This is a genomic window from Caballeronia udeis, assembly GCF_001544555.2.
Taxonomy (GTDB): domain Bacteria; phylum Pseudomonadota; class Gammaproteobacteria; order Burkholderiales; family Burkholderiaceae; genus Caballeronia; species Caballeronia udeis.
On record NZ_FCOK02000002.1, the window covers coordinates 143,410 to 158,916 of the forward strand.

Annotated in this window: 20 protein-coding genes, 1 tRNA gene and 1 riboswitch; of the genes, 9 read left to right on the plus strand and 12 right to left on the minus strand. The window is 60.9% G+C overall.

The genetic code is table 11. The features are described 5' to 3' along the window. Window positions 1-37: 37 nt before the first annotated feature. Together AWB69_RS48560 and moeB are read left to right on the plus strand one after the other, a co-directional pair. Complete coding sequence (locus AWB69_RS48560) at window positions 38-415, plus strand: hypothetical protein (RefSeq protein ID WP_197500155.1); 378 nt, start codon at window positions 38-40, stop codon at window positions 413-415. Between the two features lie 28 nt (window positions 416-443). After that, on the plus strand, window positions 444-1,571 hold the full coding sequence (gene moeB / locus AWB69_RS02200) for a molybdopterin-synthase adenylyltransferase MoeB (RefSeq protein WP_062081636.1): 1,128 nt from the start codon (window positions 444-446) through the stop codon (window positions 1,569-1,571). Window positions 1,572-1,649: 78 nt separating this feature from the next. Here the strand turns inward: moeB and AWB69_RS02205 are convergent. The 9 genes from AWB69_RS02205 to ydfG all read right to left on the minus strand — a co-directional run bounded on the left by AWB69_RS02205 (window position 1,650) and on the right by ydfG (window position 8,413). Then, window positions 1,650-1,725: transfer RNA gene (locus tag AWB69_RS02205), tRNA-Lys, on the minus strand. 162 nt (window positions 1,726-1,887) lie between these two features. Further along, window positions 1,888-2,637, minus strand: coding sequence for a tol-pal system protein YbgF (gene ybgF / locus AWB69_RS02210; protein WP_062081638.1), 750 nt, complete (start codon window positions 2,635-2,637; stop codon window positions 1,888-1,890). Window positions 2,638-2,664: 27 nt separating this feature from the next. Further along, window positions 2,665-3,171, minus strand: coding sequence for a peptidoglycan-associated lipoprotein Pal (pal, locus tag AWB69_RS02215; RefSeq protein WP_062081640.1), 507 nt, complete (start codon window positions 3,169-3,171; stop codon window positions 2,665-2,667). Window positions 3,172-3,215: 44 nt separating this feature from the next. After that, window positions 3,216-4,508, minus strand: a complete 1,293-nt coding sequence (gene tolB, locus AWB69_RS02220; RefSeq protein WP_062081642.1) for a Tol-Pal system beta propeller repeat protein TolB — start codon at window positions 4,506-4,508, stop codon at window positions 3,216-3,218. Window positions 4,509-4,624: 116 nt separating this feature from the next. Further along, on the minus strand, window positions 4,625-5,719 hold the full coding sequence (gene tolA / locus AWB69_RS02225) for a cell envelope integrity protein TolA (protein WP_197500157.1): 1,095 nt from the start codon (window positions 5,717-5,719) through the stop codon (window positions 4,625-4,627). Continuing rightward, complete coding sequence (gene tolR / locus AWB69_RS02230; RefSeq protein WP_062081646.1) at window positions 5,719-6,165, minus strand: protein TolR; 447 nt, start codon at window positions 6,163-6,165, stop codon at window positions 5,719-5,721. Before tolR ends, tolA begins: the two co-directional genes overlap by 1 nt. A gap of 10 nt (window positions 6,166-6,175) precedes the next feature. After that, the gene (tolQ, locus tag AWB69_RS02235; RefSeq protein ID WP_062081648.1) at window positions 6,176-6,853 is read right to left on the minus strand and encodes a protein TolQ; all 678 of its coding nucleotides are present in this window, start codon (window positions 6,851-6,853) and stop codon (window positions 6,176-6,178) included. Window positions 6,854-7,040: 187 nt separating this feature from the next. Beyond that, window positions 7,041-7,556 (minus strand): tol-pal system-associated acyl-CoA thioesterase, encoded by a 516-nt coding sequence (gene ybgC, locus AWB69_RS02240; protein WP_062081962.1) that lies wholly within the window; start codon window positions 7,554-7,556, stop codon window positions 7,041-7,043. Between the two features lie 110 nt (window positions 7,557-7,666). After that, window positions 7,667-8,413, minus strand: a complete 747-nt coding sequence (ydfG, locus tag AWB69_RS02245; protein WP_062081651.1) for a bifunctional NADP-dependent 3-hydroxy acid dehydrogenase/3-hydroxypropionate dehydrogenase YdfG — start codon at window positions 8,411-8,413, stop codon at window positions 7,667-7,669. A gap of 324 nt (window positions 8,414-8,737) precedes the next feature. Continuing rightward, window positions 8,738-8,837: riboswitch (ZMP/ZTP riboswitch) on the plus strand. A 161-nt stretch (window positions 8,838-8,998) separates the two neighbouring features. On the opposite strand from ydfG, the gene glyA reads away from it, so the two are divergent. The 7 genes from glyA (at window position 8,999) to AWB69_RS02280 (ending at window position 13,631) form a co-directional block, all read left to right on the plus strand. After that, complete coding sequence (glyA, locus tag AWB69_RS02250; RefSeq protein WP_062081653.1) at window positions 8,999-10,246, plus strand: serine hydroxymethyltransferase; 1,248 nt, start codon at window positions 8,999-9,001, stop codon at window positions 10,244-10,246. A 3-nt stretch (window positions 10,247-10,249) separates the two neighbouring features. Then, window positions 10,250-10,732, plus strand: coding sequence for a transcriptional regulator NrdR (nrdR, locus tag AWB69_RS02255; RefSeq protein ID WP_062081655.1), 483 nt, complete (start codon window positions 10,250-10,252; stop codon window positions 10,730-10,732). A gap of 158 nt (window positions 10,733-10,890) precedes the next feature. Continuing rightward, window positions 10,891-11,430 carry a GspH/FimT family pseudopilin gene (locus AWB69_RS02260; RefSeq protein WP_062081658.1) on the plus strand — a complete coding sequence of 180 codons (540 nt, stop codon included), beginning with the start codon at window positions 10,891-10,893 and terminating at the stop codon, window positions 11,428-11,430. Next, a complete protein-coding gene (locus tag AWB69_RS02265; RefSeq protein WP_062081660.1) occupies window positions 11,427-11,828 on the plus strand; it encodes a type IV pilus modification PilV family protein in 402 nt (133 codons plus the stop codon). The genes AWB69_RS02260 and AWB69_RS02265 overlap by 4 nt, the downstream gene beginning before the upstream one ends. Then, on the plus strand, window positions 11,825-12,649 hold the full coding sequence (locus AWB69_RS02270) for a type IV pilus assembly protein (RefSeq protein WP_062081662.1): 825 nt from the start codon (window positions 11,825-11,827) through the stop codon (window positions 12,647-12,649). Before AWB69_RS02265 ends, AWB69_RS02270 begins: the two co-directional genes overlap by 4 nt. Continuing rightward, complete coding sequence (locus AWB69_RS02275; protein WP_062081664.1) at window positions 12,649-13,188, plus strand: pilus assembly PilX family protein; 540 nt, start codon at window positions 12,649-12,651, stop codon at window positions 13,186-13,188. The genes AWB69_RS02270 and AWB69_RS02275 overlap by 1 nt, the downstream gene beginning before the upstream one ends. Beyond that, window positions 13,185-13,631, plus strand: coding sequence for a type IV pilin protein (locus tag AWB69_RS02280; protein ID WP_231936954.1), 447 nt, complete (start codon window positions 13,185-13,187; stop codon window positions 13,629-13,631). Before AWB69_RS02275 ends, AWB69_RS02280 begins: the two co-directional genes overlap by 4 nt. Before the next feature lie 40 nt (window positions 13,632-13,671). Here AWB69_RS02280 and AWB69_RS02285 read toward each other — a convergent pair whose 3' ends face one another. The 3 genes from AWB69_RS02285 to AWB69_RS02295 form a co-directional block, all read right to left on the minus strand. Then, window positions 13,672-14,166 carry a DUF3318 domain-containing protein gene (locus AWB69_RS02285; RefSeq protein WP_062081966.1) on the minus strand — a complete coding sequence of 165 codons (495 nt, stop codon included), beginning with the start codon at window positions 14,164-14,166 and terminating at the stop codon, window positions 13,672-13,674. A 93-nt stretch (window positions 14,167-14,259) separates the two neighbouring features. Next, complete coding sequence (locus AWB69_RS02290) at window positions 14,260-14,640, minus strand: phage holin family protein (protein WP_062081666.1); 381 nt, start codon at window positions 14,638-14,640, stop codon at window positions 14,260-14,262. Between the two features lie 228 nt (window positions 14,641-14,868). Beyond that, window positions 14,869-15,171, minus strand: coding sequence for a DUF883 family protein (locus tag AWB69_RS02295; protein WP_062081668.1), 303 nt, complete (start codon window positions 15,169-15,171; stop codon window positions 14,869-14,871). Window positions 15,172-15,507 lie beyond the last annotated feature (336 nt).

The following is a 15,507-nucleotide window of genomic DNA, read 5'->3' on the forward strand; positions in this document are numbered from 1 at the left end:
AACGGTAGAGGTCCGGGGGCCGCGCACAGACGCTGCGATGGCTATCCAGAAACATGTTGCCGCTTACGGTCTGGCTGCGGAAGGTGTCGCCGACAACGTGCGTTTTATCGGCAACGAGATCGCTTTCGTGCGGCTCGCCACGCCTGTCCGCCTCCCGCGCCGCTGGCTTGGAACCGGGACGTTTCCGCATCTGCGCCTTGAATCGCTCGACGAGCTGATACCCCTGTTGCAACGTCAGGATCAGACGCTGACGTATTTCGGTTTCACTGTCGACGAGATGGTTTCGTTCGCCCGGAAAGCATCCAGACGGGGCATCGATCGCATCATGCCGATGGGACGTGGGCTCGAATTCTCCACGATGTGGGACGGCTACGACCTCCTGCGCGAGTTCACCCGCCTGGTCACGGTGAGTTGATTCTGATTCGCTCATAAGGAGCACGATGATGATTAAGGCGATAGTCGAACTGTCCCCGGAACAGGCGCACGAACGCCAGCGGTCGGGCGCATTGATGGTGGACGTGCGTGAGGACGGCGAGCGCGCGGCCGGAATGGCCGAGGGGGCGATGGGGGTCAGCAAGGGCCGGCTGGAGGCTGAACCGGGGGCATGGTTGCCTGAGCTTGACGGTGAGATCCTGCTGATCTGCGGGGTGGGCGCACGTTCGCTGCAGTGTGCGAGGTTGCTGCAATCGCGGGGTTATACACACGTTGCCTCGGTCAGCGGTGGCACTACACGATGGAAAGCAGCCGGTTTGCCGATGAGCGCGGCTACCGCCGACGCTGATTTTCTCGAACGATATTCCCGCCACTTACGCCTCGCCGAAGTGGGACTGGACGGCCAACGAAAGCTCGCGGCCGCGCGGGTGGCGCTGATCAGCGCGGGCGGGCTGGGTTCGCCGGCGGCGCTCTACCTGGCTGCGGCAGGGATCGGCCATATCACGCTTATCGACGATGATCTCGTCGATCGCAGCAATCTGCAGCGCCAGGTGCTGCATCGCGATGTCGATATCGGCACGCCCAAGGTCGAGTCCGGTTGCCGGACCTTGGCGGCGCTCAATCCTCATGTGGTGATCGAACCGCAACGCACGCGGTTGCTCGCGAGTAATGTCGAGGCGTTGATTCGCGGGCACGATGTCGTGATCGACGGCTCCGACAATTTTTCCACGCGCTATCTGGCCAACGATGCGTGCGTGCGGCTGGGTCTGCCGATGGTCTACGGCGCGGTGCAAGGTTTCGAAGGGCAGGTCAGCGTGTTCTGGCCGGCGCGGGAGGGTGGCAGTTGCTATCGGTGCCTGTTTCCGGAACCGCCGCCGGCGGCATTCGCGCCAAACTGCGCCGAAGCGGGTGTGCTTGGCGTGCTGCCGGGGGTGATCGGGTTGTTGCAGGCGACCGAGGCGATCAAGTTGATTTTGGGTATTGGTGAGTCGCTGTCCGGTACCTTGCTGCAGTTCGACGCGCTGGGAATGCGGTTTAACCGCTTGCGCTTGCTGCGAGACCCCGCTTGCCCACGTTGCGGAAATGGTGTGACGGCTGGCGATTATGTGGATGTGCCGACGGCTTGCGGGGTGGGGTGAGGGCTCAGTTTGCGTGCAACCCAAAATGCCTTCCACAATGAGAAAAGGGCCCAGCTTGCGCTGAGCCCTTCATGTCTTTGGTAGGCCGTACGGGATTCGAACCTGTGACCAACGGATTAAAAGTCCGCTGCTCTACCAGCTGAGCTAACGACCCAAAGAGCCGAAATTATAGTCACACCGACCGCAAGTTGTCAACGGAGCGTAAAAATGCTCCGCATCGCGGAACGGCGGAAATCGTACACAAAACCCATAAGAAAAAGCCCGCAGCAACCACGCTACGGGCTTTTTCAACGAGAGGCGCAAAGACCAGCTTTGCTTACTTCACCTGCGACATCTTGCTTTCAGCCGACTGCGCGGCTTCCGTTCCGCCGTACTGCGAGATGACCTGATCCAGCGTCTTTTTCGCAGCGGCTTTTTGACCTTGCTCGATCTGGTTGTTCGCGATAGCGAGCAGCGCATCAGGCGCTCGCGGATGCGTTGGGTATTTCGTCACCAGATTTTGCCAGGTTGCGGTCGATGCCTTGTAATCACGCAGCGCATACAGCGCATTGCCCAGCCAATATTGCGCGGTCGGCTGGTACGGGCTGTCCGGATACTTGGCGACAAACGTCCTGAACGATGCAGCAGCGTTCTTGAAGTCGCCATTACGGAATTGCGTTGACGCGGCATTGAACGCTTCAGTCTCGCCGGGCTGCACCGTCCCTTGCACGCCATCCACCGTCTGCTGCTGCGGTTCGAACTTCTTCAACCGGCCATCGAGGTCGGTGTAGTAGTCCTTTTGCTGCTTTTGCAACGTCGTCAATTGGTTGGCCAGGTCCTCGTTCTGGCCTCGAAGCGTAGCGACCTGCTGATTCAACTGATCGAGACGATTCGATTGATCGAGGATCGTGCGCTGAGCGGCGGACAACTGGCTAGCCAGGCTGTCCGTTTTCGTGCGCAAATCGAGCACGGCTTTGCGCGCTTCATTGTCATCAAACAACGCCGCGTGCGCCGACCCGCCGACCACGGCCGAACCCAACAAACAAGCAACTGCGACCGAGCGCAGCGAGGGGAAGCGATACAACATACGGCGACTCACCCGTGACTGGTTACGTTACTGTTGATAAACGAGATCAGCGCGGCGATTCTGCGCCCACGACGCTTCATCATGCCCCGTTGCTTGCGGCTTTTCCTTGCCCAGGCTCACGGCTTCCATCTGCGTGTCGGCCACACCCAGCAGCGACATTGCGCGACGCACAGCTTCAGCACGCTTCTGGCCCAGCGCCAGGTTGTACTCGCTCGTGCCGCGTTCGTCGGTGTTGCCCTGGATTAGGACGTGACGGTCCGGATGGCTCTTCAGATACTGCGCGTGCTGTTGCAGCAGCGGCTGATAGTCGTCACGAACAGCGTAGCTGTCGAAGTCGAAGTAAATGCTGCGCTTGGCCAGCGGGCTGTTCGGATCGTTCAGCGGATCGACGTTGACCTGTTGAACTGCGTTCGCGTCGGGTTGCGTGCCGATCGCGCCTTTGTTTGCACCTTCATCCAGCTTCACGCCTGAATGACATGCGGCCAATGCACCGACCATCGCCACTGCAAAGCCGATACGAATTTTAGACATCATGGTTACTCTCCTTGTGTGTTGCTGCTTAAGTTATTGCGTGAGGTTTATTGCATGAACGGACCCCAGGACGGCTCGCGTACGCTGCCCCCCTGAAGCGACAAGACTTGCCGCGTACGACCATCAGTCGACACGGCCGCCAACACGCCACGCCCGTTCACCTGGGTGGCGTAGAGGATGTACTGACCATTCGCCGCAAAACTGGGCGATTCGTCTGCTGTGGTATCGGTCAGGCCAGTTGCCGTGCCGGACGCGAGGTCCAGCAAATACAACTTGAAGCCGCCGCCAACACGCGAAATGTACGCAATCTGCTTGCCGTCCGGGCTCACTCGCGGGCTTGTATTGTAATTGCCCGTGAATGTGACGCGCTGTGCCTGGCCGGCGCTTTCGCCGTTCGCCGACATCTTGTAGATCTGAGGTGCGCCGCCGCGGTCGCTCGTGAAATAAATCGTGTTGCCATCGGGAGAGTAAGCCGGCTCGGTGTCAATCGAGCTGCCCAGTGTCAGGCGACGCAAACCGCTGCCGTCCGCGTTCACCTGGAAAATCTGCGTGTTGCCGGTAGTCGACAGGGCGACCGCAAGCTTGCGGCCGTCCGGTGCCCACGCCGGTGCACTGTTATTGCCCTTTTGATTCGATACGATCACACGCTTGCCAGTCGGCAGGTCGTGGATATAAACAACGGGTTTTTTCTTTTCGAACGAAACGTACGCGACCTTGGTGCCGTCAGGCGACCACGCCGGCGAGATGATCGGCTCGGGGCTGGACAGCGCAATGCGCGCGTCCTGACCATCGGAGTCCGAAATCTGCAACTGATAACGGCCGCCGGTCTTGATCACATACGACAGGCGCGTGGCGAAAACACCACGATCGCCCAGCAATTTCGCGTAGATATAGTCCGCAACCTTGTGTGCGCTCATGCGCAAACCGCTTTCCGGGCTGACAAGCGACAGGCCGCCCAGGTTTTGCTGCTTGACCGTGTCGTACAGGCGGAAGCGCACTTCGTACTGGCCGTTCGGCAGGCGATTCACGCTACCGGACACGAATGCGTCCGCACCTTTCGCTTTCCAGCTGCCGAGGTCGACAGAATCCGTTTCCGACACGGGCGTGGCGCCCGCGTCAATATTTGTAAACTTGCCGCTGCGCGCCAGATCCTGACGAACAATCGCGCTGATCTGCTGCGGCGAATTTGCTTCGTTGGCAAACGTGGCGGTGGCAATGGGAAATTGGGTAGAACCCACGCCCGTCACAAGCACATTCAACTGCGCATGGGCAGCGGTGCCCGCAGCGATCAGGCAGGATGCAACAAGCGTTTTCAAGCCAAGCTTCGTCATCAAACTCATGTATCTGGTTCCAGAAAAAGCGATTTTTAAACTACCGGCGGCAGCAGAAGAGACCACCAGACGCACAATTCGTTCCCGTCAAGGCTCATTGTGCGCTGTCGTTTTACCATGTCCGTTCAACCACCCGCCGGACGCATTGTGATCGTAAACGTCGGCGGTGCCTGACCGTTGATGTCCAGTGGCATCGGATCCGAGAGCTGAACTGCGCGGAGCGCGGCCTGGTCCCACTGATCGTTGCCGCTCGAGCGCTGGATTGAGGCAGACAACAGCGTGCCGGTTGCCGGAGAGACACGTACCGAGATCACCGTCTCAAGTCCCGCTGTTTCTCCTCCCCACCTGATGTTTGGACGAACGCGCCGCTGCACCTTCTCAGCGTACCCGGCCGATGTTGCCGTCCCACCCGCGCCGCGACCTGTGCCGCTCTTGGCCAGTCCTTCGCCGCTGTCGCTCGTTCCGCCACCCGCCTGACCCTGCAACGCCGCAAGCCGGGCACTACGTTCCTTATCAAGCTTGGCTTTCGCCTGCGCGTCGGCCTGGGCCTTGGCTTTCGCCTTGGCATCCGCCTGAGCCTTGGCCTTGGCGTCTGCCTGCTCCTGCGCCTTCGTTTCGGCTTCCTTCTGTTGCTTCGCGGCTTTCGCTGCGTCAGCTTCCTTCTCTTTCGCCTGTTGCGCCTTCTGCTGATCGAGCTTCTGCTGAGCAAGCTGCTTTTGCTTATCGGCCTGTTTCTGCTTATCCTGAGCCGCTTTTTGCGCCGCCAGAGCGGCTTGCTGCGCAGCTTGTTGTGCTGCGAGCTGTTGCTGGCGCTTGGCCTCCGCTTCCTGGTCGGCTAGCTGCTGCGCACGTTGCTGTTCAGCGAGTTGCGCGGCGCGGGCCGCTGCTTCCTGCTGCTTGCGTTTCTTTTCCTGCAATGCGATGTCCGCTTCCTCGTCCTTCGCCGGCGGCGGTGCCGGCTGCACCTTGATCGGCGGCGCGGGCGGCGGAACAGGGCGGGGCGTGGGCACCGCCTGATCCGGGATGTCGGTCCACAGTTCTGCCTCGGCGCCAGCCGGGGTGTTGTTCTGCCAGTTGACGCCGTGATACAGGAGGATACCGAGCAGCACGTGCATCAGCGCGGCAAGCGCGAACGCTTTCCATGTCCCGCGTTCACGCGGCGGACGGACGGGGCGCGCGCTGACCCGCGCACCATGGTGACTGCTGGACTGCCGATTCATCATTGCGATTTGACTAACAATCCGACCCGTTTGACGCCTCGCGCCTTCATATCCGACATCACGTTCATGACGACTTCATATTTCACGGTCTTGTCGGCGGCAATCACGACGGGCTGGTCGGGATGCGATTCCTGGCGATTCAGCACGAACGCCTTGAGGTCGCCCTCCGTCATGCTCTGCTGCTGCGCCGCGCCGCCGTCGTCCTTGTAGCGCACGGTCATGCTGCCGTCGGCCTTGATATTGACCACGACCGGCGGCGTTTGCTCCTGCGGAGCCGCATTGCCGACCGTCGGCAAGTTGATGATGGAAGGCGAGACGAGCGGGGCGGTTACCATGAAAATGACGAGCAGCACGAGCATCACGTCAATGTACGGGACGACGTTGATGTCGGACATGGCGCGCCTTGAGCTGCCGCGCATGCTGGAACGCATTGGACCTCCGGCCATACTGGACTCCTTAGTGGGCCTGACGCTGCAAGATGTTCGAGAACTCTTCGATAAACGTTTCGAAGCGAATGGCCAGGCGGTCGATATCGTGTGCGTAGCGGTTGTACGCCACCACTGCGGGAATCGCGGCGAACAGGCCGATTGCCGTGGCCACGAGCGCTTCGGCAATACCCGGCGCCACGTTAGCAAGCGTTGCCTGCTGTACGTTAGCCAGGCCGCGGAACGAATTCATGATCCCCCAGACCGTGCCGAACAAACCAATATACGGGCTGACCGAGCCAACCGACGCGAGAAACGCGAGGTTGACTTCCAGCACATCCATTTCACGCTGGAACGCGGCGCGCATGGCGCGGCGTGAACCATCGAGAATGGCCGCCGGATCATTCATGCGGCGCTCTTTGCCCTTGAGGAACTCACGCATGCCCGATTCGAAGATCCGTTCCAGCGCACCAATTGTGTGGCGGTTGTTGGCAGCACTTTGATAAAGCGCCTGCAGGTCACCGCCCGACCAGAAATCGCGTTCGAAACGCTCGGTCTGATTCTGCGCGCGCCGAATGGCAAACCACTTGCGAATGATGTAGGTCCACGACAACAACGACAGTATCAGCAGCAGCGCCATGACGGCCTGCGCCAGCAGGCTTGCATGGATGACGAGAGAAACGATCGACAGGTCTTGTGTAGTGTTCATAAAAGTCCGCTGTTACGTCCCAAAGGGGCGTCCGAGGTGCACTGGCTCGGAATTGTCAGGTTTTCGACAAACGACTGAAAGCGTAGACAGGTCCGGCAAGCAGATGCTCGGTACTTCTATGCCTGCATGCCTGATGGCACGCGGGCTCGATTCAGTTCAGGTCTTGATGGAGTCAAAGAGTCTTTGTCTACATGGGTTTTTCTGAACAAGATGATTTAAACGGTACTGGCACCGCCATGGTTGACGCGTTATTTGAGACAGATTCTTGCGGTCCGCGGCGTAACCCGTTGAGCACCGAGGCAGGAATCCCGACCGGGCGGATGGCGCCGACACTGACCGACGCCACCTTGATGTCGCCGGAAGCCAGCAAGGTGCCGTCCCGCCGGGCTTCCTGATGGAAATCCACCGATGCTCCGCCAATACGCTCGATCCGGCTTACCACATGAATGACGTCATCGAGGCGCGCGGGCGCTGAATACTCCAGCGCCGTGCGCTTGACGACGAACAACACGCCGTCCGACTCGGCCAGCACACGCTGGTCGATGCCGCACGCCCGCAACCATTCAGTGCGTGCCCGTTCGAAAAACTTCAGGTAGTTCGCGTAGAAGACGATGCCGCCGGCGTCGGTGTCCTCGTAATAGACCCGGAGCGGCCAATCGAAGGTCAAGAGGCCGTTCGCCTTCCGAGGCTCGCTGGTGGACATGTTCATCCGTGCATTTTACCGGAAGCCGCAAAACGTCCGTCGAATCGTGCTGTTGGTTGCTGCTTTCTGGCAACCATCGGCTGGACGCCTGGCATATTCACTGGCCCAAATCAGCCGCGGTGCACGGTCAATGGAGCAAATGACTGCGCGATCGGCATCAACTCGATGGCGTTGATATTCACGTGCGCCGGGCGCGTGGCGATCCAGTAAATGGAGTCGGCAATGTCCTCGGGCGTCAGCGGCTGCATGTCCTTGTAGACGTTCGAGGCCTTCGAGTCGTCACCTTTGAAGCGAACATTCGAGAACTCCGTGCCCCCGCACAGGCCCGGTTCGATGTCGGTGACGCGCAACGCCGTGCCGCTCAGGTCCGCGCGAAGGTTCAGGCTGAACTGGCGCACGAATGCCTTGGTCGCGCCATAAACATTGCCGCCCGCGTAAGGATACGTGGCCGCGACCGAACTCAGATTGAACACGTGCCCACGATTGCGTTCGACCATGCCGGGCAATAACGCGTGCGTGACCGTGACCAACCCCTTGCAGTTGGTATCGATCATGTTGTTCCAGTCGTCCAGGCTCGCCCGCTGCGCCGGTTCCAGACCGAGCGCCAGGCCGGCATTGTTGACGAGCACGTCGATTTGCGAAAAAGCATCCGGCAGCGCCGCGACGGCCGATTTGATCGCCGCCTCGTCGCGAACGTCGAGTTCGACGGGCAACAGCGCGTCGCCGAGTTCTTGCGACAGCGCCAGCAGGCGGTCTTTACGGCGCGCGGTTGCAATGACGCGATGGCCGCCTTTGACAAACGTGCGCGCAATGGCTGCGCCGAAGCCGGCGGAAGCGCCAGTGACAAATACAATCATGTGCGGATTCCGGTTGTAATGTTGTGCGTCAGGTTTCTGAAGGGAACTCTTGCGCGCCGCCGCCCGGGCGTTCGCGAGAAAGCGGGAAAGCGTACTTCGATTGCTGCGACGCGGCAAGTTGTCAGCATTTATGTCTTTCAATTCGCTTGTGAGGCGGGCTTGGCAGCGTAAATACCGCTCCCGGCCGGCAATTCTAGCGCCTGGGTGACACCAGGGTGATGTTTGCACCCGGGTGCCGCCAGAACGATCCGGCCTTGGAAGCGCCTGTTTAAGGGGTTTTCCGGCAGTTGCCTATTCTCAGGCGGCCCATTAAACTAAGGCTCTCCAGCCCTGCGTAACTGGCGACAAGGATCTTCGGATCCAAGGTGGATTAACCCACCGGGAAGCGCAGGGTGTCGTTTTGCCGTTCGCCTGGGCAGCTGAGATCCGCACGCGCTCGTTGCGTTGCCGGTGGCTGTCCGTCTCGCGTAAACGGAGCTTATCTCTTCCGCCTCGCTTGGGACCCATCGTGCTTCTCGCTCTTGCGGCGTAGCGCATATGTACACGCGCGATCCGGTCAACTGACACCCATTCAACGGAAAACGTATGTTTGATAAAGCCCAAAGTACCATCGCCCAAGTCGATCCGGAATTGTTTGCGGCGATCGAGCAGGAAAACCGCCGGCAGGAAGATCACATTGAACTGATCGCGTCGGAAAACTACACGAGCCCGGCTGTCATGGCCGCCCAAGGCTCGCAACTCACGAATAAATACGCGGAAGGCTACCCGGGCAAGCGCTATTACGGCGGTTGCGAGTACGTCGATATTGTCGAGCAACTGGCGATCGACCGCGTGAAGCAATTGTTCGGCGCGGAAGCCGCCAACGTGCAGCCGAATTCCGGCTCGCAAGCCAATCAGGGCGTGTTCTTCGCCATGCTCAAGCCCGGCGACACCATCATGGGCATGAGCCTGGCTGAAGGCGGCCACCTCACGCACGGTTCGCCGGTGAACATGTCCGGCAAGTGGTTCAACGTGGTCAGCTACGGCCTGAACGAAGCCGAAGACATTGACTACGACAAAACCGAAGAACTGGCTAAGGAACACAAGCCGAAGCTGATCGTGGCGGGCGCGTCCGCGTTCGCGCTGAAGATCGATTTCGAACGGCTGTCGAAGATCGCAAAGAGCGTCGGCGCGTATTTCATGGTCGACATGGCGCATTACGCCGGTCTGATCGCAGCCGGTGTTTATCCGAACCCGGTGCCGTTCGCTGACTTCGTCACGACCACAACCCACAAGAGCCTGCGTGGCCCGCGCGGTGGCGTGATCCTGATGAAAGCCGAGTTCGAGAAACAGATCAACTCGGCTATTTTCCCGGGCATCCAGGGTGGCCCGCTCATGCACGTCATTGCCGGTAAGGCCGTGGCGTTCAAGGAAGCGTTGTCGCCGGAATTCAAGGCGTACCAGCAACAGGTCGCGGAGAACGCGCGGGTGCTGGCCGAGACCCTGGTGAAGCGCGGCTTGCGGATTGTTTCGGGACGTACCGAAAGCCACGTGATGCTGGTCGACCTGCGCGCCAAGCACATCACCGGCAAGGCAGCGGAAGCGGCGCTCGGCAAGGCTCATATCACCGTGAACAAGAACGCGATTCCGAACGATCCGGAAAAGCCGTTCGTCACCAGCGGCGTACGTCTCGGCTCGCCGGCCATGACCACGCGCGGTTTCGGCGTGGCGGAGGCGGAGCAGGTGGGTAACCTGATTGCCGACGTGCTGGACGCGCCGGAAGACGAAGCCAATCTCGAGCGCGTACGCGCGAAGGTCGCCGCGTTGACCAAGCAATTCCCGGTCTACGGCTAAGCCATGCGCTGCCCCTTCTGCCGGCACGAGGACACGCAAGTGGCGGATTCGCGCGTGTCGGAAGATGGGGCGGCAATTCGCCGGCGGCGGCGTTGCCCCGCCTGCGACAAGCGTTTTACCACGTATGAGCGCGTGGAACTCGCGTTGCCGTCGGTCGTCAAGAAGGATGGCAGCCGTACCGAGTTCGACCGCGCCAAGATTGTGGCGAGCATGCAACTGGCGCTGCGCAAACGGCCGGTTGCCGCGGACGCCGTTGATGCCGCCGTTGCGCGGATCGAATATCAATTGCTTGGTAGCGGCGAACGAGAAGTTCGCAGCGACCGTCTGGGCGAACTCGTGATGAACGAGCTTCGCCAGTTGGACACCATTGCCTACGTGCGTTTTGCTTCGGTCTACAAACGCTTTGAAGACGTGTCCGAATTCGAAGACGTGCTCGAGGAATTCCGGCGCGCCGCGCCGCGCAAATCCAGTCCCCGAAAACGCTGAGCGTTTCTGCATTTCCCTGTCCTTTCTCGCTTGAACCCAGTGATCGTTTCGACAGTATGTCGAGGCTTTCGCACGTCCGATACTCGACCGATCGGCTAATGGCGCACATCGAAAATTCCCTCTAGATTGAGTGTTGGATTGAGCTCAATCGATAAGGAATGCAGATGAATTTACGATGTTTGTCAGGCTTTACGCTGGTCGAGCTCGCAGTGATCGCTGTTGTTGCGACGTTCGCTACACCGTCCGTTGTCGTCTGGCATAAGCGCGATCAGATCGACGCGCGGGCGCGCTTGATGATGTCGACCCTGACGCTGGCACGCTCGGAAGCGATCCGGCGCGGCGCACGCGTGACCTTGTGCCGGATCGACGCCGCACGCGCGTGCCTGGCGGCGAGCAAGGCATGCGATGGCGGCTCGACCGACTGGTCGTGCGGGTGGGGGCTATTTGCCGATCGCGGCGGTGCGCGCGTGTTGTTGCGAATGCAGCCGGCGGCGAGCGCCATAGCTATCGGCGGCACGGGAAGCGAGTTGTCGTTCACGCCGCCCTCGGGCCAGGTGATTGGCGGCTTTCGCAGCTTCGACTTCGGTGCGCGCGACAACGCGCTGAAATCGCTTGGAGTGCGCGGGCGCCGCTGTATCCGGCTCGCAGCGGGCGGTCGGGCCCGGTTGACGCAAGGCGCTTGCGGAGCGGCGACATGAAATGCTCATCGCGCAGGGTCGGGGGAGGCGATTCGCTGATCGAAGTCCTGATCGCGGTGTCGCTGACGGCCATTACGGCGCTAGGGATTATCGGTTCGCAATTGTGGCTGGCTCGCAACGAACGTTCGCTGATGGCGCGTGAGCTGGCCACGTCGATCGCGGATTCCGTTGCAGAGGGAATACGTTACGACACCGATCGCGATCCGGTCGTCGCACAATGGCGCACGCGAGCTGCTGCGCTGTTGCCGGATGGCGACGTCGACGTGCTGGACCGTGGCGATGGTTTGCACATCGCGGTCGTGAAATGGCGGGCGCCGGTATCCGGCGGCGAAGCGTCGTGTGCAGAACCGGGCGTGGGCGCAACGCTCGACTGCGTGGCCGTGGCGTTCGCCCGATGAACGCTGTCAGACGCCCTCAGCGTGGCCATACGCTGCTCGAGCTGACTATCTCCGTCGCACTCGGTTTGCTGGTCGTTCTCGCGACTATTTCACTGTATCGCGGACAACGGTTTGCCTACGATCAGGCGACGGAAACAACGCGCCTGCGCGACGCGGCAAGCACCGCCCTCGACCTGATCGGCCAGCAAGTGCAGATGGCGGGTTTTGTCCCGGCTGGCGCCGACCCGGCCGACAAGAGCCCGGCGCTGTTCGGTTGCTCGCCAGGCCGCCCGGCCGGAAGCGACGCCGCGCTGGTGTGCGAGACGCTCGCAAGCCGTTCTGATGGCATAGCTGTCCGCTACGCCGCCGATACGATTTCCACGTGGCCGTCGTCGACCGGCTCGCCAACAGACTGTCTTGGACAGATTTCGGCGGGCGAGCGGATCGTCAACCGCTATTACGCGAAGGCGAGTTCGTCGACCGTCGAGCCCGAGCTGTATTGCGAAGGAAGCGGCAAGCCCGGAACCGGGCAGCCGCTGGTCGAGGGAGTTGAACGGCTCAGGTTCGGCTACTGGCTGAAAGACGCATCGTCTTCCGTCGATGCCGCGGCGATCTCACCGGACCGCTGGCCGCTGGTCGTCGCTGTGGACATGTGTGTGCTCGTGCGTGGAGACAGTCCGAGCGCGACCGCTCGCCCGCGTTATGCGGATTGCGACGGTGCATCGGTCGTGTCCGCGGACGGTCGCGTCCGGCAGGTTTTCCGGCGCCGCATCGCGCTGCGGAATGTGACAAATGCACCGAACACAACGAACGCGTTGAACGAAGCGGGCGCGGAGCCGTGATGAAAAAACCTATCCGCTCACGTCGAGGCTCACGCGGCATCGCTTTACCTATCGTCCTGGTGATGTCGTCAATGCTGCTGGTCACCGCCGCCGCATGGCTCGAGGCGGCGCTTGTCAGCGCCCGGACCACCACCAGTCTGGGTGAACGCGTGCAGGCGTTTCACAGCGCCGACAGCGCGTTGATCCGATGCGCCGGCATCGCGCTCGAAACCGTCGCCGAGCCAGGAAGTCCCACCGGCCCGCTCACCGCTGAACCGAATAAATGGCGGCTGAAGGCTTCGTTCGAGGGTGCATCGGCGAGCGCCGTGACGCTGTTCGCATCCTGGCCATACGGGATACGGCCGCCCCAATGTCTGATCGAAGCGTGGCCCGCGCGGACTACCAATCAAGCCGGCGCTTTTTTGATTACCGCACGCGGTTTCGGCAGGATAGTGGGCAACGAGTCGTGGTTACAGCAGGAGATTGAAATGGGTGAACACGGCGCCGTGCGGCACTGGCGACGCATTGTCGCAAGGCCGTTTCAACAGGGTTCGCCATGACCACCATCGTCACCATGACCACGGTACACAGGGGCTTCACGCTGCTCGAGCTCATGATTACGCTCGGCGTGGCGGCGATCATTGCGACATTCGCCATGCCGGTTTACCGGGAACAGGTGGCAAGAGGGCATCGGCTGGATGCGGTGACCGCGCTTTATCGTGCCGCCCAATACGTAGAGAGCGCGCGAACGGTTTCGAGCAATGACGCTGCTACCAGGCTGCCGCTCGGCTTCGACCAGGCGCCCGCGTTGGGCACGGCGGTCTACGTGTTGCGCACGTTCGGCGAGTCGGAGCAGAACGGCGGGTATTCGATCGAAGCAGAGCCGGTCGACGCCGGCGACGCCTGCGGAATCTATTCGCTGGACGCAACCGGAGCCAGGTCAAACCGGTCGGCGGAAAAACTCACGCCGCCCAAGGTGGTGGCGTGCTGGAGCGGAAAATGAACAGATTGAAGAAACGAAACAAACGCGAAGAACTATCCGCTCAGGCGTCCGGATCGACGGCAACGTCGGGCGACACAGGTTTGTCCGGACTCGATTTCATCTGTTGCCACACCCGATACGCCTCCCAGCCCAGCAGGCCCAGACCGCCCCACTTGAGTATGGGTTTCGCGCTGGCGATCAGGCGGGAGCGCACGGGTCTCGCGAGCACCAGCGAAGCGAGCGAACTCACAACGGGATATTGCTTAAGCAACAGGGCCAGGCCACTGCCGCCACCGAACAGGCCGCTCAGCCGGCCCAGGAACCCGCTGCCTTCTGCTGCCCGGCCACGCTTGCGGCGCCCCGGCATCAGCAGACTAAGGACGCTGAAATGCGAGACCTTGTAGCGCAGATCGGCGCTGGCCTGCGCGAGTTCCATGCGCTCGACGTCCGCCCGCGCGATCAGCAGTTCCTTGCGCAATGCGCGCATGTGGGGCGTGCTCAGCTTGTGCGCGGTCGCTCGCTTCGGAGCTTTGAAGGTGTCGTCGTAGTGACTCATGGCGTGGCGAGCTCTTGAATGATCGTCGATGAATACGGTGTGGTCGTACTGCCCGGGCATCGCCATGAGGTGAGCCCGCAGCGCTGTCAGGTATCACTTGAACGTGTCGCGGTCCTTCTTGAATTCGGCAAGCGTGCCGTCGAAGACGTTAGGCGCATTGATCAGACCGGTGCGCGCGCGAAGGGCGCAAAACACGGCAACCAGCGCGTACACGACCGTGATCGCAGCAAGCGATTGCCACCGGTACGTATCCCAGAACGCAATCGCGATCAGTACCGTGAGCGTAATGAGCGCCATCATGGTGAGCATCATGGCGGCAAGGCCGAGAAAGAGCACGCCGATCAGCCGCTCCTTTTCCTCCGCGAGTTCTATGCCGATCAGTTCCAGGCGCGTTTCGAAAATGGCGAACACGGAGCTGACAATGCGGCGCAACGGCCCTTGCGTATCGTGCTGAGAGTGCCTGTCTGTCGTCATGGCTTGAGCGCGAGGAGCGCGTTATTTTTGGCGCGAAGATTTCCGGCCGGGTCCTGTAGCCGCCCCGGCCGGTCTATTACTCTGAACGCCGGTCGGCAAAACCCCGGCGCTCCCAGGCGGTTGCGGTTTTCACCGGTCGAATTCCGGGTTGGCTCGCCGAATAGCCCGCCAAACTCAGCAAAGCGTGGCAAAACCGCGGCCGAACCCGGTGCCTGGACTTGACGAGGATTAACGGCGGTTGATCAACAAACCGACAACAACGCCTAAACCTGCAGCAATCCCGATTGATGCCCATGGGCGTTCGTGTACGAAGTCGTCGGTCGCACGCGCGGCTTTCTTGCCTTTCTCGATCACCACGACTTGTGCGTCGGCAGCCTTCTCTTTCGCTTGCTTCAGGCGGCTCAGAGCGGTCTCGCGCAACTCGGATGCACGCTCGCCCGTGGCGCTTGCGGCCTGCTTCAACAGGTCTTCGGCGTCTGCGAGAACGGTTTTGATATCCGACATGAATCGCTCCTTATTAATTTCTGACATTGATGGCTCCACACGAGTAAGGCTACGCCAATCGTACCAAAGAAGCGGTCGCTAATTGGCGTCCATCCGGCCCCGAGATCAAGCCTTGCAGTTTCTGTTCCTGCTGGCACAAAGCTCGCCATGAGGACCGTCAAAGAGGCCTTCGCGCGCGCACGTAAAGCCCTGCCATTCAATGCACGGGGTACGCAATCGTCCATCGAGCGGACGATATTCCCGTCCGCGAAAGTTTTCGCCGCGACCGAAAAATTACAAAAACGCATGACGATGTGACGGAATGTTCGTTCGTTGTGCAGGTCTAGTCCCTTATGCTTTAATTTTTGGTGGGCCGTCGTGCCG